The 20,426-nt window shown below is 38.1% G+C and carries 18 protein-coding genes and 1 pseudogene; 13 read left to right on the top strand and 6 right to left on the bottom strand.

The features are described from left to right. Positions 1-14: 14 nt before the first annotated feature. Both C6H66_RS00620 and C6H66_RS00615 read right to left on the bottom strand, forming a co-directional pair. Positions 15-856: pseudogene (locus tag C6H66_RS00620) on the bottom strand (IS30 family transposase); the annotation flags it as partial. Positions 857-1,040: 184 nt separating this feature from the next. Beyond that, positions 1,041-1,466 carry a hypothetical protein gene (locus C6H66_RS00615; RefSeq protein ID WP_105394515.1) on the bottom strand — a complete coding sequence of 142 codons (426 nt, stop codon included), beginning with the start codon at positions 1,464-1,466 and terminating at the stop codon, positions 1,041-1,043. A gap of 1,228 nt (positions 1,467-2,694) precedes the next feature. On the opposite strand from C6H66_RS00615, the gene C6H66_RS00610 reads away from it, so the two are divergent. The 7 genes from C6H66_RS00610 to C6H66_RS00580 all read left to right on the top strand — a co-directional run bounded on the left by C6H66_RS00610 (position 2,695) and on the right by C6H66_RS00580 (position 9,837). Continuing rightward, positions 2,695-3,777 carry a hypothetical protein gene (locus tag C6H66_RS00610; RefSeq protein ID WP_105394514.1) on the top strand — a complete coding sequence of 361 codons (1,083 nt, stop codon included), beginning with the start codon at positions 2,695-2,697 and terminating at the stop codon, positions 3,775-3,777. A 221-nt stretch (positions 3,778-3,998) separates the two neighbouring features. Then, the gene (locus C6H66_RS25540; RefSeq protein ID WP_146111003.1) at positions 3,999-4,280 is read left to right on the top strand and encodes a hypothetical protein; all 282 of its coding nucleotides are present in this window, start codon (positions 3,999-4,001) and stop codon (positions 4,278-4,280) included. Continuing rightward, a complete protein-coding gene (gene atoD / locus C6H66_RS00600) occupies positions 4,270-4,929 on the top strand; it encodes an acetate CoA-transferase subunit alpha (RefSeq protein WP_105394513.1) in 660 nt (219 codons plus the stop codon). The genes C6H66_RS25540 and atoD overlap by 11 nt, the downstream gene beginning before the upstream one ends. Before the next feature lie 2 nt (positions 4,930-4,931). After that, the gene (locus C6H66_RS00595; protein ID WP_105394512.1) at positions 4,932-5,591 is read left to right on the top strand and encodes a CoA transferase subunit B; all 660 of its coding nucleotides are present in this window, start codon (positions 4,932-4,934) and stop codon (positions 5,589-5,591) included. Between the two features lie 706 nt (positions 5,592-6,297). Beyond that, on the top strand, positions 6,298-6,627 hold the full coding sequence (locus C6H66_RS25770; RefSeq protein WP_181150125.1) for a hypothetical protein: 330 nt from the start codon (positions 6,298-6,300) through the stop codon (positions 6,625-6,627). Between the two features lie 12 nt (positions 6,628-6,639). Further along, on the top strand, positions 6,640-7,557 hold the full coding sequence (locus C6H66_RS00585) for an AEC family transporter (protein WP_105394511.1): 918 nt from the start codon (positions 6,640-6,642) through the stop codon (positions 7,555-7,557). A 429-nt stretch (positions 7,558-7,986) separates the two neighbouring features. Continuing rightward, positions 7,987-9,837: a phage tail protein gene (locus C6H66_RS00580; RefSeq protein WP_105394510.1), complete on the top strand. Its 1,851-nt coding sequence runs from the start codon at positions 7,987-7,989 to the stop codon at positions 9,835-9,837. Between the two features lie 234 nt (positions 9,838-10,071). On the opposite strand, the gene C6H66_RS26535 is transcribed toward C6H66_RS00580, so the two are convergent. Beyond that, positions 10,072-10,917, bottom strand: a complete 846-nt coding sequence (locus C6H66_RS26535) for a gp53-like domain-containing protein (RefSeq protein ID WP_248000581.1) — start codon at positions 10,915-10,917, stop codon at positions 10,072-10,074. Between the two features lie 536 nt (positions 10,918-11,453). Here C6H66_RS26535 and C6H66_RS00570 point away from each other — a divergent pair. Then, complete coding sequence (locus tag C6H66_RS00570) at positions 11,454-12,677, top strand: insecticidal delta-endotoxin Cry8Ea1 family protein (RefSeq protein ID WP_036808984.1); 1,224 nt, start codon at positions 11,454-11,456, stop codon at positions 12,675-12,677. A 351-nt stretch (positions 12,678-13,028) separates the two neighbouring features. On the opposite strand, the gene cysS is transcribed toward C6H66_RS00570, so the two are convergent. Next, the gene (gene cysS / locus C6H66_RS00565) at positions 13,029-14,414 is read right to left on the bottom strand and encodes a cysteine--tRNA ligase (protein ID WP_105394509.1); all 1,386 of its coding nucleotides are present in this window, start codon (positions 14,412-14,414) and stop codon (positions 13,029-13,031) included. 267 nt (positions 14,415-14,681) lie between these two features. On the opposite strand from cysS, the gene ppiB reads away from it, so the two are divergent. From ppiB to C6H66_RS00540, 5 genes are all read left to right on the top strand, one after another. Beyond that, positions 14,682-15,176 carry a peptidylprolyl isomerase B gene (ppiB, locus tag C6H66_RS00560; RefSeq protein ID WP_105394508.1) on the top strand — a complete coding sequence of 165 codons (495 nt, stop codon included), beginning with the start codon at positions 14,682-14,684 and terminating at the stop codon, positions 15,174-15,176. A gap of 10 nt (positions 15,177-15,186) precedes the next feature. Beyond that, a complete protein-coding gene (gene lpxH, locus C6H66_RS00555; protein WP_105394507.1) occupies positions 15,187-15,909 on the top strand; it encodes a UDP-2,3-diacylglucosamine diphosphatase in 723 nt (240 codons plus the stop codon). 146 nt (positions 15,910-16,055) lie between these two features. Next, positions 16,056-16,586, top strand: a complete 531-nt coding sequence (purE, locus tag C6H66_RS00550) for a 5-(carboxyamino)imidazole ribonucleotide mutase (protein WP_105394506.1) — start codon at positions 16,056-16,058, stop codon at positions 16,584-16,586. Next, positions 16,583-17,665 carry a 5-(carboxyamino)imidazole ribonucleotide synthase gene (purK, locus tag C6H66_RS00545; RefSeq protein ID WP_105394505.1) on the top strand — a complete coding sequence of 361 codons (1,083 nt, stop codon included), beginning with the start codon at positions 16,583-16,585 and terminating at the stop codon, positions 17,663-17,665. The genes purE and purK overlap by 4 nt, the downstream gene beginning before the upstream one ends. Positions 17,666-17,770: 105 nt before the next feature. Then, a complete protein-coding gene (locus C6H66_RS00540) occupies positions 17,771-18,025 on the top strand; it encodes a type II toxin-antitoxin system RelB/DinJ family antitoxin (RefSeq protein WP_046394884.1) in 255 nt (84 codons plus the stop codon). A 107-nt stretch (positions 18,026-18,132) separates the two neighbouring features. Here C6H66_RS00540 and C6H66_RS00535 read toward each other — a convergent pair whose 3' ends face one another. Then, entirely contained in the window at positions 18,133-18,753 is a 621-nt protein-coding gene (locus C6H66_RS00535) for a riboflavin synthase subunit alpha (protein ID WP_105394504.1), read from the bottom strand. A gap of 342 nt (positions 18,754-19,095) precedes the next feature. Continuing rightward, positions 19,096-20,277: an MFS transporter gene (locus tag C6H66_RS00530; protein WP_105394503.1), complete on the bottom strand. Its 1,182-nt coding sequence runs from the start codon at positions 20,275-20,277 to the stop codon at positions 19,096-19,098. Positions 20,278-20,426: the final 149 nt, after the last annotated feature.

Here is a 20,426-nt window from a genome sequence, read left to right as displayed (position 1 = left end):
CGTATTCCCTTAAATCACTCATTCGGTGTTTCCTATCCCGTGTTTTCCGGCGGCGATGATTTAATCGGTTTACCACAAAACTTATTTCCTGCACAGAGACTTCATTAAATTCGGTTCCCTTTGGAAGGTATTATCTAATTAACCGATTGATCCCTCTTTCCCAAAGCGGATAAGGGTGGGAAAAGTATATTTATGTTGCTAATTTTTTACCAATGATTTCATGATCTGCGAACTCCAAATCATTATCGAATGTGATGGTATTAACCCTTTGCTTTAACTAGTATAATACTTTCACCGCCGCTTTCGCTACTTCTGATGCCTGTTTGTTATCAAGTTTAACAATAATTATATACAATATTTTGTAGTCAATCAGGGTTAATAAGACACTTTTTTTTATCTTTCCCAATTATCGCATCCCCTTCCCAGCCGTCAATACGTTCTTTTTCACTAACGACTTCCGGACTCTCATCAATACTGACCCGATGTTTAATTTTTCCTCTTTTTTCATAGCGATCATAGCGTTTGCGATAGGGTTTTCTGGCAATTCGCAGATGTTGCCATAAATCTCCACCTCTATTTTATCTTTATAAATTAGCCTATAAATTGGCTCATGATGCAAAACTATCCTTTTATGCTGCTTCAAATAATTAACCACCTGTTCAGGACTTGAATCTTTCCAAATTAACCGTTTTATCCATTTTTTGACTTCTGGCGTTATTTTTACGGCTTTTTTAGCAAAATGCCGACAAGCCAATATCTTCAAATGGACCTGTTCAGGGCAATATGTTTGGAATGCTTGATTTCTCTTCAATTCTCTGCTGATGGTCTACGGGCTTCGCTTAAGTGACTCAGCAATCATATGATAAAAACTATACTATCAGAACTTGACCATCAAGACGGTAGCTTATTCGGCGAATCCGCCCACCATACTTAACCAGGCTACTCTTCAGAGTAGCCTTAAATTCAAAGCTAAAACTCGTAGAACTTATTCAAACCATTATACCTGCAAAATCTCCAATTAAAGAATCGGTTGTTCTGCTCTAGAATAACGTTAGTACATAAGATCCATCAATCTTTTTAATGCTTAACGGTTTAGTTCCTCCACCTGTATTACGACCTCGAACATCTTCCGCTGCGTTGTAATCAAATACTTGACCAACATAACCTTTAATACTGTTATTTGGGCTCCTTTTATCTTGGAACACCCAAATATGCTTAATTACACTTTCTTCATCTTTTGGCATGACAGAGAACCGGATTACCTCCGAACTATCACTATCGGGGCCTATCAATGGAACAGTTACGTTTTCATCCTTTGTGGATTTTTGAGGTATACTTGACAGTTGCTGATTATTAACTCTCATTTGTACTGTATTTTCTAATTGATTATCAACCATCGAAATAATTGTTAGTTTTAATGCTGTTACAATTTCCATAGCGTCAATATTATCAATGTCTTTTTTCATTTCATTCACCTATATTATTAAATTAAAAAATCATAATAGAATTTTTAATAACATTAATCTTTTCATTCAAAAATACAATATAAATTACAAATTAATCAAGTTGATAAACTAATCTCTAAGCACCTCCTTAAGCTTAAAATTTATTGTTGGTAGTAAATTTCATCTTCTATTCCACGAAGGCATTACTATTTTTATTTATCATGTTACGTTGTTAATTAAATATAGACAAAGTTTCATTCCTTTCCACTAAATTTTAAAATAATTTAATGGCATCTTATCAATTTTCATGCTTAAACATTAAAAACCACAAAATCATTTATCTAAAAAAATAAAACCAGCTAATCACTCCGCTATGAATGCCAATAAACAATATAAAACAGAATAATATTATGCTCATACTTATTATTATTTCATAATAAAATTAACCATTTTAAAAATCATCACACTCAGGTGTATTCGCAATTAACTTTATAATTATTTCAGTATTTACAATGCATTATAGTATTTTGCACATATTTCCCCAACAAGATCCTCGTCAGAGGATTACTTCATTTGACAATCAATAATAAAGTGTACGGAAATTAGAAATTTTCTTTTTTGAGATTTAAATCACATATAGGCAAACCGATTAATTCAATCAGGTACCTTAATTTTCTATATGACAAGAAATAAGATAATAACAACCTATTAAAATGCGTTGATAAGCTTACCTAACATCAACTTATCCAACAAAACAGATACAAAAAATAGATTAAATTTACGACTAAGATATCTGGCTACTCACAGAGAGTAAAATTCTCAGATTGAAACTAATATCGTCTTCGGATTATACATAATATGTATTGATTACATCAGCGCCCCACCAAACATAACTATCCTGACACAAGATTTTCACCTATCGTTATTTTTTCAATCACAAAGAATTATTTATCAACTTAAACAACTCTCTTCACCAATTATGCTCAATCAAATTTTTACTTAAACAGCATTATTCGGTTAGCAAGTAGTAATAAACTATTCTCCCATAATATCATTCCTTACATAAATAAACCGTTGAAAAATCTCTATTAAAAACAGGAAAAAATTCTGATATCAGGTTCCATTGATCAGCAACAAAATCGCAATAAAATAGGCTGAAAGTATCTTGAAACTCACTTATTTTGAACTATATTTATATTAATCTACATTTAATAATGAAATAATATTAACTCAAAAAAGGGTAAAATTAATGAGCGAGAAATTTATCTGGGTCCCTGATGAAGATCAATCATACGGTCATCAACACGGCAGTCAAACTATTACTCCATCAAGCTCTTTCGATAAAAATATTGGTTTCACCTTCAAAATGGACGCTGGAGAAAATACATTAACACTGAATACTGATAACACAAATAGCATTAAAGCACACGATATTCATTGGCCCAGACCATCAATTCCAGTTGAACTTAAAGAGCAATATGAGATAGTACATAAGGCAGAAAATACAGATAAAACTTTAGGAGAAACAATAAACATATCCTCAGGAAATCTTATAATATCAGGAAGTAAAGAAAAACCTGTTAATTTTTATCTTAATTCTCAAGCTCAAGATAGATATAGAATAAAATTACAAAACTCAAGTACCCTTGCAATAGCAAAGGCAAACACGGTAAGAATTAGCGGTCCTAAAAATAAAACACTGAAACCAGAAGAATCAGCAGTCGCTATATCAGGGTCAAGTCACCTTACTGTAGAGGCTTCGGTAGAAATACAGCAAGAAAATGAAGTGATAAAAGGTAATATTTCATTAGAATGTGATTTCTCTATCACTGAATCTTCTAAGGCTATGCTTAAAAGCCATCTGGTCAATATATACAATAGCAATATTATCTTACAAGATAATGCACAGATGTTAATAAGTTCTCAAATATTAAACATAAGAGCTGATTTAGATGAACAAGGTCAACCTTTATTCTACACAAATTTCACTCTAAAAGCTGGAGCGACTTTATTAAATCTTAACTCTCCAAACGGCACCGATTTTCCATTAGATATTCACAGAGAAGATTATCCTAAAGGTGTATTCAACTTTATGGCCGAAGGAAAAGAGAACACAGGAAAAGTCGTCATTGATGTTGCACCAAAAGATGCTAATGCCTATGGTCTTAACACCATGCTCCGTAAAAATTTCATAGCGATTAATGGAACAGTGGTAGAAACCGGAGACCAAATGAAATATTTTGATTTTAGTTATGGAAAAGATACCCGCAAAGGTAATCAGGTCGGAACAATAACTATTTCTCTTAGAAACCCTCACCTAAAATTGTCTTAACAAATAGATCCAAGGCACAGCATAGAATATAACGCTGTGCCTCCCGGTATTAACAGATCATCCCTACTCTATACACCTATAAGGCTAAAGTGAGCCAAACCCATTAGAAGCCCCTCACACTTACCCATTTTCCCCCTTGCTCCCATTCGGCAACGCTTTCTATACTCCCAATCATCGCCTTTCTCCGATCCTGAGCGGCGAGGTTTCTCGGAGGTTAACTGATGAAACAGGAAGTCAATCAACGATATCGTACCCTATCCGGCAGCTACCATTGGGATCGTATCTTGACTAACAGCCCAAAAATGATGACGTTGTGCTGCGATACAGTTAAAGTTGGCGAAATGCCCCTTACCCTACAGGTCAAACTGTACCGCCTTGACACTATTCATCTTTCTCCCCTCCGGAGACGTTCTGAGGATATTGCTTTACTGGCATATTCATTGCCTTACGGACATGCGCCTATGTCCAACATATCCTATATAGGGAATCAATATGAAAAATAAACTCATTAGCATACAACAAGCTATAGAGCATTTTTATGACGGCATGACCATTATGGCTGGCGGTTTTATGGGCGTAGGTACACCCCCTCACTTAATCAGCGCATTGTTGAACTCCGGCGTCAAAGATTTGACCATCATTGCTAACGATACCGCCGGGATTGACGTTGGTATCGGCCCCCTTGTGGTTAATAACCGAGTGAAAAAAGTCATTACCTCACATATTGGCACTAATCCAGAAACCGGACGCAAAATGCTTGCTGGAGAAATAGAAGTGGAACTGGTTCCTTTAGGTACGCTGATCGAACGTATTCGCTGCGGAGGAGCCGGTCTGGGCGGATTCCTAACCCCAACCGGGGTAGGTACTGTTGTTGAAGAGGGAAAACAAAAAATCACCGTCAATGGAACGGACTATTTGCTGGAGCTCCCGCTACGCGCCGATCTCGCGTTGATTCAAGCTCATCTTGCTGACTATCACGGTAATCTGACCTACCAGTTAAGCGCCCGAAATTTTAACCCAGTGATCGCTCTGGCAGCGGACATCACGCTTGCTGAACCCGATAGGCTGGTTGAAGTCGGTGAGATTACACCGGATTGCGTGATAACACCTGGCGCACTGATCGACTACATCGTTTATCCAAGAGGGAACTAATAATGAATGCTCAACAAATTATTGCCCACCGTGTCGCACTCGAATTACAAGACGGCGACATTGTTAATCTTGGCATCGGCATTCCCACGCAAGTCCCGAACTATCTGCCGGATCACATTCACATTACTCTCCAGTCAGAAAACGGCATACTTGGCCTTGGGCCGATTACAGAAATACATCCCAATCTGGTCAACGCGGGCGGAAAACCCTGCGGTATCCTGCCCGGCGCAGCCATATTTGACAGTGCCCTCTCTTTTGCTCTGATCCGAGGTGGTCATATCAATGCCTGTGTTCTGGGGGGGCTGCAAGTTGACCAGCACGCCAATCTAGCCAGTTGGATGATACCGGGGAAAATGGTCCTTGGTATGGGAGGAGCAATGGATCTTGTCACCGGCGCACGTAAAGTCATCATTGCCATGAAACATTGTACCAAAGACGGTTCAGCAAAAATCCTCAAGCAGTGTACTTTGCCACTCACTGCCATCAATAAAGTCAGCATGATTGTCACTGAATTAGCTGTCTTCTGCTTTGAACATGGCCAGTTAATCCTGAAAGAACATGCGCCAAATGTCACATTAGAGGCTCTGCGAGAAAAAACCGAAGCAGAATTTAGTATCGCACATGACCTCAAAATCATGCCTATTCCGGTACAGGAGAAATGAGCATAATTAGCAAAATCATTAGCTGGTTTTATCAGTACTATCCTACCGCCCCACCAATCTAGACAGTTCAGATGTGAGGCAATGGCTGCAGGAATCTGCTAATTATTATCATTGCTCATATTCCCGCTAACTCATCATCATTATCAATAATTACATCAAGAAATTTGAAGATACTGGAATTACTGTAATTAAAACAAATAGCCACTCAAATATTAATAAAATGAAGTAATAACCCTTCAAGAACTGTCTCTTTATTCTAGATAAAGCATAGAGTAATTATAATAAATGCTCATTGAATTCTCATAAAATTATATAGTTATTTTTACAAGAAGAATCTTAGTATTCTTATTTAACGAAACAGTTAACATATAACTGTAATCATGCCAGCCTATTTAATATAGGCGTATTCATGCAACCACATAACTTTTATCGTTTTTTGTCAATTGTAAGGCTACAGATAAATCAATTTATTTTTCCATTAATACATCCTACTTAATCTCTAGACTATCTAGCTACAGTGATCATTAGCTATTAAAAAGATGATTTTTATCACACTTTAAGATTTAAAAAATCAAATATAATAATTTTATTTTAGGTGATTCAAATCACACTATCTATTAATTTTGGTTTTAAAGAAGAACAATATATGTAATATATTCCTACTTTTAGGGTTAGTTAACATTATAATTTTTCAAAGAGAATATAAATGGATTACCAAAATATATTTCAATTAACCATGCAAGAAAAACAGGATCTATTTTCAGCATTAAACAAAATTGATTACGATCCTACCGGTGGCGATTTATATATTCATTTAGTTAAATCCGCCATGATGTCTTCTTTACCTGTAAGAATAATATCAGCCCTAAATAAACAAAAAACATCCATAAACCCTAAGCCAATATACCCTCTTAGAAAAATTATAAAACATCAATATAAATATTTTAACTGGCGACTACAACGCGTATTTATCTCATCTAACCTTTGGAATCATCGGTATTTAAATCAAATAGAGCATAGAGTTTTCTCTGTCTAAAAGGACCACCAGATGTTAAATGTTTTCTTTTCAATCCTACCTATATTCTTACTAATTATTCTTGGATTCCTATCTAAAATATACACAAAGGACATTTCTATTTTCTGGAATTTTTCAGATAAATTTGTTTACTATCTTTTTTTTCCTTGCTTGTTAATATTAGATATTAGTGAGGCTAATTTCTCTGGTTCCGATAACTTCTATCCAATCGTATCAACCATAAGTTCAACAATAATAATCGCTATTATTATTTTCATCAGTAGATTTTTCTTTAGCACTACACCAGATCTATTTACATCTATTTTCCAAGGAGGAGTTAGATATAACTCATATGTTTTTATAGCACTTTCACAATCACTATTCGGCAGTGAGGGAGTTGCATTATCCGGATTTTTTGTGGCCTATATGATAATTATTACCAACATTATGAGCGTACTCGTGATGAATCACTATGGTCACGGAAGTAAGAAAAGTCTCGGTGGCGCTATCCTTGCTTTAGCTAAAAACCCACTAATCATTAGTGCAATTATTGGAGTATTGCTAAACTACTTTAATATTCATATTATCGGCCCAATCAGGCAACTTTTTATTTACTTATCGAACGCAGCCACACCATTAAGCTTAATGTCCGTAGGAGCTGGATTGATCATCAGCATGCATATAAAAAAGATACTTTCTATTTCCTATGCGACTATACTTAAGCTGGTTGTAATGCCGCTTATCACCATATTGATAATAAAATATCTAGGTGTATCAGATGTTCCCGCAAACATTGCTATTCTATATTCCGCAGTGCCTTGTGCCGGCAATGCTTATATATTAGCTAAACAAATGGGTGGTGATCATGAGGCAATGGCATCTATTATTACATGGACAACGTTGCTATCCATTATTACTGTAACTTTAATTCTTGGTAATATGAAGTTATAGAAATAGGCATAAAACAGCGCGTCATTATATAGAAAACATATTGTTCAGAACAAATGTAATATGTTTTCTATTACTAAATAACCACGTCAAATAGTAGACCACTTAATATAACTCAAGCCGTTTTAAACAATCTAGTTAATCGCTAAAAACAAAAAAATATACCGTACATCTGACAGACGTAGCAGGAAGAAATATAAGTATAAATTTCATATATTAAATACAAATAGCTTTGATATATTTCCGGTTAAAAAATTTCTAGCTATTTATTGCTAGCAACCATACAAAAATAATTAACCTTATAAGATATAAGAATATTCCATTATTCCAATTCCTAACTAGACTATGTTCAGAGGGAGTTGCCAGGAATTATTTTCACAATAATTCAACATGTTAATTATAAAATAGTATTATTTAATTTGAGGAAAGTATATGAGTCCTAAGAATGATTTTAAAGCTTTTTCTATTAGTAATAATGCTAACGTAGTAAGCCAAGAAGGGTATGAAGCAAACCCGGCTTTAAAGACCGGATTTCCACCAGAGAATATTACTACTCATTTACTCAATAAGGTATTACGCCAATCTTCAACAATATCCTCTGTAATAGCTAATTTTATCGCTACACAATATGGCAATGATGTTTTGGATGATGGGGATATAGTCAAACTCACTAGTCAATTAAATAAAGCCTTAGAAAAAAAGATCGCCGCAGAAGTTCCAAGCGCTTCACTAACCCAGAAAGGAATTGTTCAACTCACAGATAAAATAGGCAACAGCAATTCACTTGCAGTCACTCAAAAACTTGTTTCTGATGTAAATGATAATGCTAACAACAGATTAGCAAAAAACCAAAATGGCGCAGACATTCCTGATAAAAATGCGTTCATAAAGAATCTCGGTTTAGAAACCGGCAATTTAGCTAAAGATGCGGTGCCAAGTAGTAGAAAAATTAACGGGAAAGCGTTAACCGGGGATATCAATCTGAATGCCGGAGATGTTGGGGCATTTAAGCTCGGATTAACAGGAAACAACACGGTTAGTAATCCAGTCCCCTGGAACGCAAACACAGGGTTATATGATTTGCTGAACCCTGGCATAGATTCTTCGCATATTGCTCATTTCAATAATGGCGTTGGAAGTTGCCCGGCTTTTCAATTGAAAGTACGATACAGAAACGGCGGAATTGCTTATCGCTCTGCCCGTGATAATTTTGGCTTTGAGGAAGATTGGACTGATATTTATACAACAAAAAATAAACCAACGGCGGCGGATATTGGGGCAGTTAAGCTCGGATTAACAGAAAGATACACTATTAGTAATCAAGTCCCTTGGAACGTAAACACAGGGTTATATGATTTACTGAACCCTGGCATAGATTCTTCACATATTGCTCATTTCAATAATGGAGCTGGAAGTTGCCCAGCTTTTCAGTTGAAAGTACGATACAGAAACGGCGGGATTGCTTATCGCTCTTCCCGTGATAATTATGGCTTTGAGGAAGATTGGACTGATATTTATACAACAAAAAATAAACCAACGGCGGCGGATATCGGGGCATATACAAAATCCGAAGGATCTGAATTTATCCAGCCAAAGTCTATTAATCCAGCGAATATCAATGATCTTACCGCATGGATAAGATCATTGCCGCAGGGTGGTCATGCATTCAGATTTGCAGAAAATCATGGTGGCATTGGATATCCGTGGTCAGGCGGCTATGTAACAAGAATGCATGACATATGGGCGGGATTTGTCGCGCATTATGACTCTGCCGGTATTAGCTTTATCCACGGAAATGATGTAGGTGGAAATACAAAAGTTAGCCAACTTCGGACAGATAAAAACACACACTTCGACACTAACGGCATTCTCAGAGCATCCAGCCCAGTTGTAGATATTCATCCAGACGGAACTTACGAGTTAACCAGCGAAGCTGAGGGAGTGACGGTTAAGCATATAGATACAGGGAAATATCGAATCAGCGGTTGCAATGGTTTTGCCAAAGATGGCGCGTGGGGAATTCACGGTGGAACTATCATTCCGGCAGACAGCAACGGGTTAAATCTTATTTGGGTGCGTGAATCGGTAGACACCGCCAGCGGCGATATAACCATCGAATGTTACCATCGTCAAAATAAAGACGCTCCTGAATTTGCTCAAAATAAGCGTGTCAAAAGCGTAACTGCAACAGGAGAAGTCGTTTATTACCATGATGCTGAACCATGCGATATTCCAGACGGAAGAGTAATTAATATTCGTGTGCAACTACCTGAGAAGTCATAATAATGTAATCAGGGCTACTTAGCTCTCCTGCATTATTACAATTTGTTGGAACACAGAAAATCGGTTAACAAACCTCGTTCAAAATGGCGAGGTTTGTTTTTTCATCCATAAAACATTCTGATATAGGAAAGATCACCGATTAAATACATTTAATAACAAATGATTTAAAAAAATCAATCCAATTTGCATTACGAGTGATTATTAACGCAAAAACTATTGTCATCGGTTTCCATATTAAAATCCCCAGGCAAACCAGACACATCTTGCCCCAGGTATCGGTCCAAATTCTTTAACACCTCGGCTTAACATGCCAAGATTTGACGCAGTGAAACCTGACAATTGAATATTATTTATTTGCCAAACTGCTTTATTAACACCTCCTCCATAGTCATGTTCAGCAACTACAACAACCTTTTCTGGGAATGGAATTGGGAAATTAACATGTCTATCAGGATTATCATACGCAGTAGCATCTGAAATTCCCCATTGAAATATCATCCCAGTATTGCCACATTTCCACCAACCATTTACTGCTTTTAGGGATGTGTTTTTATTGCCATAACGAGAGTCAGATTCAGATTTATCGTAACTTCCCACATCCCCGGCATTCAGATTGATGTCACTCGACAACGCCTTTCCATTCACTTTTCGAGTATTAAGTACTCTACTATTAATATTTTCACGCAATGAATTTATTATTTCCTGGGCAAGCTTTTGCGTTACTGCCAATGAGTCACTATTACCAATCACATCAGTAAGCTGAACAACCCCTTTTTGTGTTAACGAAGCATCTGGTGCTGTTGTAGTGATTTTTTGTTCCAACGCTCTGTTTAATTGAGCAGAAAGCTTAGCGATATTACCATCATCTAAAACATTATCGCCAGATTGTGTCGCGATAAAATTAGCAACCACGGATGCTATTGTTGAAGATTGACGTAATACCTTATTTAATAAGTGAGTAGTAATATTCTCAGGTGGAAATCCAGTACTCAAACTCCGGCTTTCTTCATATCCCTCTTGGCTCACTACATTTGCATTATTACTAATAGAAAAAGCTTTAAAATCATTTTTTTGGCTCATATGATCTCCTTAGATTAAATAATGTTATCTTATAATTGATATATTAAATTATTATGTCAATAACTCATTGTAACTCACAATAATCACAGTCTAGCTCAAAAACAACAATAATTACATTCACTACCTCATCATTTATTAATTAGATGATTCATCGTTATTATTTTACAAGTTATAAGTTATAAGTTATAAGTTATAAGTTATAAGTTATAAGTTATTCAATAAAAGTAAAAAAATTTATCAATAATCTGATTATTATCAATTTATTACTCGAACGGTTATTACCAAGATTATTATTAAAGAAAATAATTGCTTAAAATATTATGGCTATAAATTACTGGATATAAATAGCATTTCACAATAGTGCTATAGTTTGTTCGCTTGATTGACATCAGAACCGAATTAAATTTATAAGGATTTAAATAATAAGTCTTGTTTATCAATCAAATATTATGAAATAAAATTCCATTCCATCAAATGGTCGTGTAATATAATTAAAAACAAGAATGTATTTTATAACCAAAAATAAGGTAACTAAAATGACAATATCATTGGAAAATAATATAGATGTACAAGACAATAATATTAAATTACACCTTTTGACTTTAGAAGCGTTAGATATGATTAAAAAGAAAAGTTTTAATCAGTCAGACTCTGTGTCTCCACAAGGTGTTGTATCCAGTGTATTAAGTATTTTATTAAAACTGACGTACAAAAAACTGACAGAACCTAAAGAAGTCGATGTCATTGGGATTATTCAAGATGCATTAATTAAATATACTAGTGAATGGTTAGAAGCAGAGTATCAAGCCGTAAGAAAAGATGCAGAAAGTTTACAAGATGCCATCGCATCTTATCAAAAAAATCCCACAGATGAAGCAAGACAATTAATTGTAGTTCGTAATGAAATCGCGATAGCGGATATGCGTCGTTTGTGTATTCTCAGTATTAATACAGCGAAGAAAAACAGTATTACGCTCTTATCCAGCATTTGTTCCCTTTCCTGTTTATTATATTTCTTTACATTAAGAGATACCTTGGTTAATGGATCGGAATGGGGTTATTCACCTGATGATCTTCAAAAATACAGCAAAGCAATAGCCGAACAAGCAGATATTATGTTTAACGATATCATAGTTGCTGCTATTCATAGATATAACAGTGACGACTTTTACGAGCCGGAATCACAGGCAAAGCGTTCAATGATATATTGGACAAGTGACTATACTAATATTCAATCCCATTTAACTTTTGGCGCACAACGAAAATCTTCACGTGTCTGTTTAAATCCAAGTGACACAGATAATTTATTTATCGACCATAACTATAACAATATTTTTCTCGGTGATGTATTTTTGAATGGCGGTAGGACATCTATTAACAAGGGCTATAATTATCTTTCAGCGGCAGAACCGCAAATGTATGAGCGTGGCCCGACTCAAATTACCTTACAGGTTAAATCGGCAGGACGGTATCGTTTACGCATGTATTATGCTTATATGGCAGATTCATTCAATTTTGATTCGGCAATCCAAATGAAGTTAGAACAGTCAAACAACACTATTTTCGATCAAAATATCAAATTCTTTACCGAAAGAGTTTTAACACCTTATAAATCAGGTTCAAACTACGGGCCGGTTGTATATCGGACAACTGAGGTTGATTTAGAGGCAGGGCCTCTATTGTTAACATTACATGAAGAAGAAGGTAAACGTCTATCTGGTCAAGGGTTAATTCAGCATATTGAATTTTTAGGACTATAATGTTGCATGAGATTGTCACTGAGACCTTGGTGACAGTCTCAACTCAACAACCACCGATTTTAGTCGGTGGTTGTTGAGTTATCCATTCAGACATGACAAGCAATATACTTTTATAGATATTCAGCTTGTGGGAATTAAAAGATTGTGACTTGTTTAAATAGAAACCTTATAAGCCAGAGAGTTTTTTTTGAATTTATTCAAAAAATCATAAACATTTTTTTCAAACTTGCCTTATTTCTTAACCAGGAGATCTCATAAAGCAACAAGTGGGATAATAGAGATAAACCATCAATATTAGACTCCCTCAATAGGGAGCCTAAATTATAAATTAACACCAAAAATAGATCGAACTTACTTACGACGCCAGCTTGTCCCTTGCGGACCATCTTCCAGTTCAATACCCATCTCATTTAACTGATTACGAGCAGAATCTGCCAGCGCCCAATCTTTGTTTTTACGGGCATCATTACGCTGCTTAATTAGCGCTTCAATTTTAGCAATCTCTTCATCGTCAGCCTGAACACCACGGTGCAGGAATTGCTCCGGCTCTTGTTGCAATAAACCTAGAATACCAGCCAACTTGCGTAATTCAGCCGCTAAACCATTCGCTGCGTCCATATTTTCTGATTTCAGGCGGTTAATTTCACGTGCCATATCAAACAATACCGAATAAGCCTCTGGCGTATTGAAGTCATCATTCATCGCTTCAATGAAACGCTCCTCAAATACTTCACCACCGGCCGGCTGTACAGAAGCATCTGTACCTCGCAGAGCTGTATAAAATCGTTCAAGTGCGGTACGGGCCTGCTTTAGGTTATCTTCTGTATAGTTAAGTTGACTGCGGTAATGGCCTGACAATAAGAAGTAGCGTACCGTCTCCGCATCGTAATATTCCAATACGTCACGGATAGTAAAGAAGTTGTTCAGCGATTTGGACATCTTCTCTTTATCCACCATCACCATTCCTGAATGCATCCAGTAATTCACATACGGACCATCATGGGCACAGGTAGATTGTGCAATTTCATTTTCATGATGGGGAAACATCAGATCAGCGCCACCACCATGAATATCAAAATGATTACCTAGCTGTTTGCTGTTCATGGCAGAACATTCAATGTGCCAACCCGGACGACCCGCTCCCCACGGCGATTCCCAGCTTGGTTCACCGGGTTTGGACATTTTCCACAATACGAAATCCATCGGGTTACGCTTAACATCAGCCACTTCCACTCGCGCCCCGGCTTGTAACTGGCTGAGATCCTGACGGGAAAGCGATCCGTAATCCTGATCACTCTCGACGGAAAACATGACATCGCCATTATCTGCAACATAAGCATGACCACGTTTTATCAACGATTCGGTCAGTGTAATAATCTCCGGGATATGCCGGGTCGCACGTGGTTCCAGATCAGGGCGTAGGATATTCAGCGCGTCAAAATCTTTATACATTTCCGCCAACATACGGCCAGTCAGATCATCACAACTTTCACGGTTTTCTGCCGCACGCTTGATGATTTTGTCATCAACATCGGTCACATTGCGTACATAGGTCAAATCGTATCCCAAATAACGCAGATAACGAGCAACCACATCAAAAGAAACAAAGGTTCTGCCGTGACCAATATGGCACAAGTCATAAATCGTGATACCACACACGTACATCCCTACTTTCCCCGGATGGATTGGCTTAAATTCTTCTTTCTGACGGCTGAGGGTATTGAAAATTTTTAGCATCGAGATTTTCCGTAAATTCACTGTACGTGTGTTAAAAATAACGAATTGATAATTCTGGATTTATGTCCCTATCTCATCAATAACAGCTCGATATGGCATAGTCCAATAGGATATTGAAACCTGATATCAAGCGCTTTGCAAGGCTAGCGATCAATATAGCTTACTGAAACTAATAGGTACTGACTCATTATGGTATATGTGATATAAAAGCCGCCTGGTCCGAATGCCCTAACTGGGTTAGTCAAAACTATTATTAGGATTTCAATTATGGTGACTTTCCATACCAATTTTGGCGATATTGTAATTAATACTTTCGCCGACAAAGCTCCTGTAACTGTTGAGAATTTCTTGAACTACTGCCGCAATAGCTTCTACGATAATACTATTTTCCACCGTGTTATTAACGGTTTCATGATTCAGGGTGGCGGATTTGAACCTAGTATGAAACAAAAGCCGACTGATGCAGCTATCAAAAACGAAGCCAATAACGGTCTGAAAAACAACCGTGGTACTTTGGCAATGGCCCGCACCAACGATCCACACTCAGCAACTGCGCAGTTTTTCATTAACGTTGTTGATAATGATTTCCTGAACTTCCGCTCTGAGCGCCCTGATGGTTGGGGTTACTGCGTCTTTGCCGAAGTGATCGAAGGTATGGATGTTGTTGATAAGATCAAAGGCGTTTCTACCGGTCGCAGCGGTATGCACCAAGATGTACCACTCGAAGATGTTATCATCGAAAAAGTAACTGTTAGCGAATAACTCACTGAATATGTGCACACTTTTTATCGCAGATTTACATCTCAGCGAACATGAACCGGCAATCACTGCCGGTTTTCTGCGTTTTTTGCATGAGGATGCCATTCAGGCCGATAGCCTCTATATTCTCGGTGATCTGTTCGATTACTGGATCGGCGATGATGATAACAATCCTCTCCACCGTGAAATCGCTAGCGCATTAAAAACTGTGCAACAACAAGGTGTTACCTGTTACTTTATTCACGGCAACCGTGACTTTCTGCTCGGTTCGCGCTTTGCTAAAGAGAGCGGCGTCATATTGCTCCCGCAAGAAAAAGTACTGGAACTGTACGGTAAGCGAGTGCTTATTCTGCACGGCGATACCTTGTGTACTGATGACGAAGGTTATCAACGATATCGTAAGCGGGTTCATACCCCGTGGGTCCAACGTCTGTTTCTACTGCTACCTCTGTCTATCCGCCAAAAAATTGCCGTAAAAATGCGAGCCAACAGCCAATCGGTCAACAGCAGAAAATCCGAAGCCATTATGGATGTAAACCAGCAAGCTGTTATTGATACTTTTGAGCGGTATCAAGCTGACTGGATGATTCACGGGCACACTCATCGCCCTTTTGTACATGAAGTTCCTCTACATGATAAAACCGTTTACCGTGGTGTACTTGGCGCATGGCATCATCAAGGATCGATGTTCAAAGTAACGGATAAATCAATCGATCTTATCTCTTTCCCATTCTGATTAACCAGAAGCCCCCAATCCAAGTATCGCAATGGAAGTATAAAGTAACGCAATCGTTTTCCTTAGCTTGTGAGCATGATATGATCCGCAGCCTTAAAGCGTTATTTTCATTCTGGTGGACGTTAAAACACAGGAGCATTTGATTTATGACTGCCCAGCCTGATTTAGCAGGAACAACTCAACACAATGCCAAAATCGCCATTGTCATGGGTTCTAAAAGCGATTGGACGACGATGCAGCACGCGGCTGATATTCTCATTTCTCTTAATGTACCTTTTCATGTTGAAATTGTTTCTGCTCACCGTACACCCGATAAACTATTCAGTTTTGCCGAGCAAGCTGAACAAAATGGTTTTGATGTCATTATCGCTGGCGCCGGCGGCGCGGCTCATCTACCCGGCATGCTGGCGGCTAAAACGCTGGTGCCGGTTCTCGGCGTACCCGTACAAAGCGCTGCACTGAATGGAGTAGACAGTCTTTACTCTATCGTACAGATGCCAAAAGGGATTCCTGTCGGCACACTTGCGATTGGGAAAGCCGGCGCGGCAAACGCAGCCCTATTGGCCGCACAGATTCTGGCTCGTCATGATAAAGATTTACTGCAACGCCTCAGCCATTGGCGTGAAACACAAACTCAGGATGTACTCGATAATCCTGATCCGCGGGAGGAAGCATGAAGCCAGTTTGTGTATTAGGCAATGGTCAGCTCGGCCGCATGTTACGTCAAGCTGGTGAGCCTTTAGGTATCACGGTTTATCCTGTTGGCCTGAATGCAGAACCCGAAGCGGTTCCTTATCAGAATAGCGTTATTACCGCTGAAATTGAGCGCTGGCCGGAAACGGCCCTTACCCAAGAACTTGCCCGTCATAAGGCTTTCGCTAATCGAGATATCTTTCCCCGTCTGGCTGATCGTCTGCCGCAAAAACAGTTAATGGATAGCCTTGGGCTGGCAACGGCTCCGTGGCAATTACTCTCTGATACCAACCAATGGCCGCAATTATTCTCTGAACTCGGTAGTTTCGTTATCGTTAAGCGCCGTACTGGCGGTTATGATGGCCGAGGGCAATGGCGTATTCGTCCCGGAGATGAAACAGCATTACCCGCTGATATTTATGGTGAATGTATTGCTGAGCAAGCCATTCCTTTCTCTGGCGAAGTTTCACTGGTCGGCGCCCGCAATAAAAATGGCGATTGTGTGTTCTACCCCTTAGCACATAATCTGCATCAAGATGGCATTCTCCGCGCCAGTATTGCCTATCCTCAGGAAAATGACCATTTACAGCATTATCATTTACAACAACAGGCTGAAAATATGTTGTCAGCGATTATGCACGAGCTGAAATATATCGGCGTGATGGCAATGGAATGTTTTATTGTCGGTGATAATTTATTGATTAACGAACTCGCGCCACGCGTTCACAACAGCGGTCATTGGACTCAGAACGGCGCATCTATCAGCCAGTTTGAATTACATCTTCGCGCTATTCTGGATTTGCCCCTGCCTCGACCAGAAGTCACTGCACCGTCAGTTATGATCAATTTGATTGGTACAGATATCAATACACAATGGCTCAGTTTGCCCTTGGTACATTTACATTGGTATGGGAAAGAAGTCCGTCCTGCACGTAAAGTTGGTCATCTTAATCTTTCTCACTTTGATAAAAATGAATTAAAAGATACATTGCAGAAACTTGTTCCTATGCTGCCTCCTGAATATCAGAGTGGCCTTGAATGGGTACAGGAAAAATTAATTTAACTAACGCCTAACACTAACGTTGTTTATTTATCGATCTTGTTATCTTGATTTGTATCCACAATAGTCCCACAGTAAGGATACAAATTAAGAGACAAAGAGGGACATATGAATACGGCTATATTAAAAGTTCGTGTTTCTGAAAAACTGAAAAATGCGATGGCACAAGCCGCCCGGAATAATAATTTGAATATGTCTAGCTTTGTCCGTCTGGTATTAACTAGAGCGACAAAAGAACACCATGTTCCTAATGCTACAACACAGGCAGCGATCCATGAGCTGGAAAGTGGTGGCGGTACAAGTGTAGGTACCATAGATGAATTTTGGGATAAAATAATAGATGACAAATGTCCATCAAAATAATCAAACGTTTGTCATTTAATGGCTTGGGATTAACTGTGGAAGCGGAGGTAAAGTGACTTCCGCTTCACACCTCAACTCAATCTAGCTTATTCATATTACTTCAATTATCATATTGATCTATTAGCATTCATCGATCTGGATATTGTGTCTACAATCGTTCTGGTTGTTTGATCTATTTCGTAATTAAGTAAGTCACCAACTTTAATATTACTAAGATTGGTAGCCCTTAACGTTTCTGGAATTAAATTCAATTCTATAGTTTTATCTTCTTCATTTATACCATTTATTGTCAAGCTACAACCATGTAACCCAATAAAACCTTTATGGAAAAAATATCTTATATTATCTCCAGGAATATTAATCACCAATCGATAAGTTTCGCCAGTTTTGATAAATTCAACGACTTCTGCCACACCTTCAATATGCCCATATAGACTATGACCGCCATTTTCTTTATTCATTTGATGTGATCTTTCAATATTAACTTCATCCCCCACATTTAAAAACTTTAATGTGGTCACATCAGCCGTAAAATCTGATATATCAAACCAGACGATATCGTTCTTAAATTGGGTGACAGTCAGGCACGTACCATTAATCGCAACACTGGCCCCCACAGAAACATCATCAAAGAAATGGTTATTATTACTGACGGTTAATGTACTAAACCCGTCTTTTCTATCAAGAGATAATACACTTTCTTTTCCTTGTACAATTCCAGTATACATAATCACCCTCTTTTATTTATATTAAGTAGAAATGCCCTTGTTACATTAAGAGAATTTATGGTTTTCATGAATATATCTAATAAAATTTTATTAGCTCTATTAACCATATTTTCCTACCCCATATTTACAAAATATCTTTTATATACTTGATTTAAATAAAAATTTCAATAAAACATTTAAAAGCCAATAAACTACTTTACCCTATAGTTTTTAATTATATCAAGCTTTTTGTAGAATGGATGATTTCTTACTATTAAATTGACAATTATCAAACATAAACCAAGATAGAATCGAAGATTATTTTTCTAACTTATGGAAACACTTTAATTTGAATATTCATCACTAACTGCTCTTTGAACTAAATATAACCACTAGAGCGGCTAATAATGCGCATCCTCCGCCGCTGCAAGCGACGCCATACCAAGAAAAATGCCAGGCTGCGACAGCTCCCAAAGAAGAACCTATTGCGCCACCGGCGAAATAACAGGTCATAAATACGGTATTTAGTCGACTGCGGGCATCAGGTAATAATGTATATAACCGTGTTTGATTTGCCACTAAACCCGCTCTGCTGCCAAGATCTAACAGAACAATACCGGCGAATAAAAATAGAATATTGTGGTTCGCGCCGCTAATTAGGCACAAGGCTAACGTCACCAATAAAGCGCCTGTGGTAACAATCGCTCTCCCGCCGAGGCGATCTGTCAACGAACCTATTACTGGTGAAACTAGCATTCCCACAATGCCCGTTAAGCCAAAAAGACCGGCGATATCGCTTCCCCAACCGTAAGGTGGTTGGGAAAGTAATAAGGCCAGAGAACCCCATAAAGTATTAAAAGCGGCGAACAGTAAAAAACCGGATAATGCTGCTTCACGCAAAAGGGGTTGTTGCTTTACCAACTTACCAAGTGAAATAAGAAGTTGGCTATAAGTCATAGTGTGTGATGTTTTTATTTCTGGCAGTACAAACCAGACCAGAAAAAACAGGAAGATATCAATTAAAGCTGCTAATACAAACATTTCACGCCAACCGAAATGCTCTCCAACCGCACCACTCAATGCTCTGGCAAGCAGTGCTCCAGCGAAAAGGCCACTCATCAGACTTCCTACCGCCCGGCCACGCTTTTCTGGTATTACCCAACCGGATACGGCGGGAATGATGATTTGTGCTGAAATAGAAGTTAGCCCCACAATCAGACTACTTGTCAAAAGACATGTAAAATTTGGGGCTGTGGCACATAAGATAAGACTGACTATGTTACCGATTAAGAGGCAAAAAATCAGCTTGCGACGGCTTAGTGTATCGCCAAGCGGCCCAAAAAAGAGAAGCCCCGCCGCGTAGCCAATCTGCGTTAGTGTCGCGATCCAGCCGGATATTGAACCATTAACGCTAAAACTTGTCCCAATTGTTGGCAATAGTGGTTGGTTATAATAAATATTCGCGACAGCAAAACCACAAGCTACAGATAATAAGATAAGAGAAACGGAAGAAATAGGATTTGGTTTAATTGCTGTATTTGACATGGGAACTCTCAGCATTTGGGCCGGAATTATGATGAAGTGATTCTGGCACTATTTTGAAATCGTGGGAATAAAGAGAGCGAACGAAATTGTTTTGCATAGAATGCAAAAGTGATAGCGCTACCAGATGTTGTGTATTATTTGTAATATAT

The sequence above is a fragment of the Photorhabdus hindustanensis genome, assembly GCF_002968995.1.
GTDB classification, from domain to species: Bacteria; Pseudomonadota; Gammaproteobacteria; order Enterobacterales; family Enterobacteriaceae; genus Photorhabdus; species Photorhabdus akhurstii.
This window is presented reverse-complemented; position numbering and strand designations above follow the sequence as displayed.

What these genes read in the sequence shown, in the direction of transcription:
- C6H66_RS00535 (WP_105394504.1), bottom strand. Translation starts at nt 18,753, where the DNA reads ATGTATACTGGAATTGTACAAGGAAAAGAAAGTGTATTATCTCTTGAT.
- C6H66_RS00615 (WP_105394515.1), bottom strand. Translation starts at nt 1,466, where the DNA reads ATGAAAAAAGACATTGATAATATTGACGCTATGGAAATTGTAACAGCA.
- purE (WP_105394506.1), top strand. Translation starts at nt 16,056, where the DNA reads ATGACTGCCCAGCCTGATTTAGCAGGAACAACTCAACACAATGCCAAA.
- C6H66_RS26535 (WP_248000581.1), bottom strand. Translation starts at nt 10,917, where the DNA reads ATGAGCCAAAAAAATGATTTTAAAGCTTTTTCTATTAGTAATAATGCA.
- C6H66_RS00610 (WP_105394514.1), top strand. Translation starts at nt 2,695, where the DNA reads ATGAGCGAGAAATTTATCTGGGTCCCTGATGAAGATCAATCATACGGT.
- C6H66_RS25540 (WP_146111003.1), top strand. Translation starts at nt 3,999, where the DNA reads ATGAAACAGGAAGTCAATCAACGATATCGTACCCTATCCGGCAGCTAC.
- C6H66_RS00585 (WP_105394511.1), top strand. Translation starts at nt 6,640, where the DNA reads ATGTTAAATGTTTTCTTTTCAATCCTACCTATATTCTTACTAATTATT.
- C6H66_RS00540 (WP_046394884.1), top strand. Translation starts at nt 17,771, where the DNA reads ATGAATACGGCTATATTAAAAGTTCGTGTTTCTGAAAAACTGAAAAAT.
- C6H66_RS25770 (WP_181150125.1), top strand. Translation starts at nt 6,298, where the DNA reads ATGGATTACCAAAATATATTTCAATTAACCATGCAAGAAAAACAGGAT.
- ppiB (WP_105394508.1), top strand. Translation starts at nt 14,682, where the DNA reads ATGGTGACTTTCCATACCAATTTTGGCGATATTGTAATTAATACTTTC.
- cysS (WP_105394509.1), bottom strand. Translation starts at nt 14,414, where the DNA reads ATGCTAAAAATTTTCAATACCCTCAGCCGTCAGAAAGAAGAATTTAAG.
- C6H66_RS00530 (WP_105394503.1), bottom strand. Translation starts at nt 20,277, where the DNA reads ATGTCAAATACAGCAATTAAACCAAATCCTATTTCTTCCGTTTCTCTT.
- purK (WP_105394505.1), top strand. Translation starts at nt 16,583, where the DNA reads ATGAAGCCAGTTTGTGTATTAGGCAATGGTCAGCTCGGCCGCATGTTA.
- C6H66_RS00580 (WP_105394510.1), top strand. Translation starts at nt 7,987, where the DNA reads ATGAGTCCTAAGAATGATTTTAAAGCTTTTTCTATTAGTAATAATGCT.
- C6H66_RS00595 (WP_105394512.1), top strand. Translation starts at nt 4,932, where the DNA reads ATGAATGCTCAACAAATTATTGCCCACCGTGTCGCACTCGAATTACAA.
- lpxH (WP_105394507.1), top strand. Translation starts at nt 15,187, where the DNA reads ATGTGCACACTTTTTATCGCAGATTTACATCTCAGCGAACATGAACCG.
- C6H66_RS00570 (WP_036808984.1), top strand. Translation starts at nt 11,454, where the DNA reads ATGACAATATCATTGGAAAATAATATAGATGTACAAGACAATAATATT.
- atoD (WP_105394513.1), top strand. Translation starts at nt 4,270, where the DNA reads ATGAAAAATAAACTCATTAGCATACAACAAGCTATAGAGCATTTTTAT.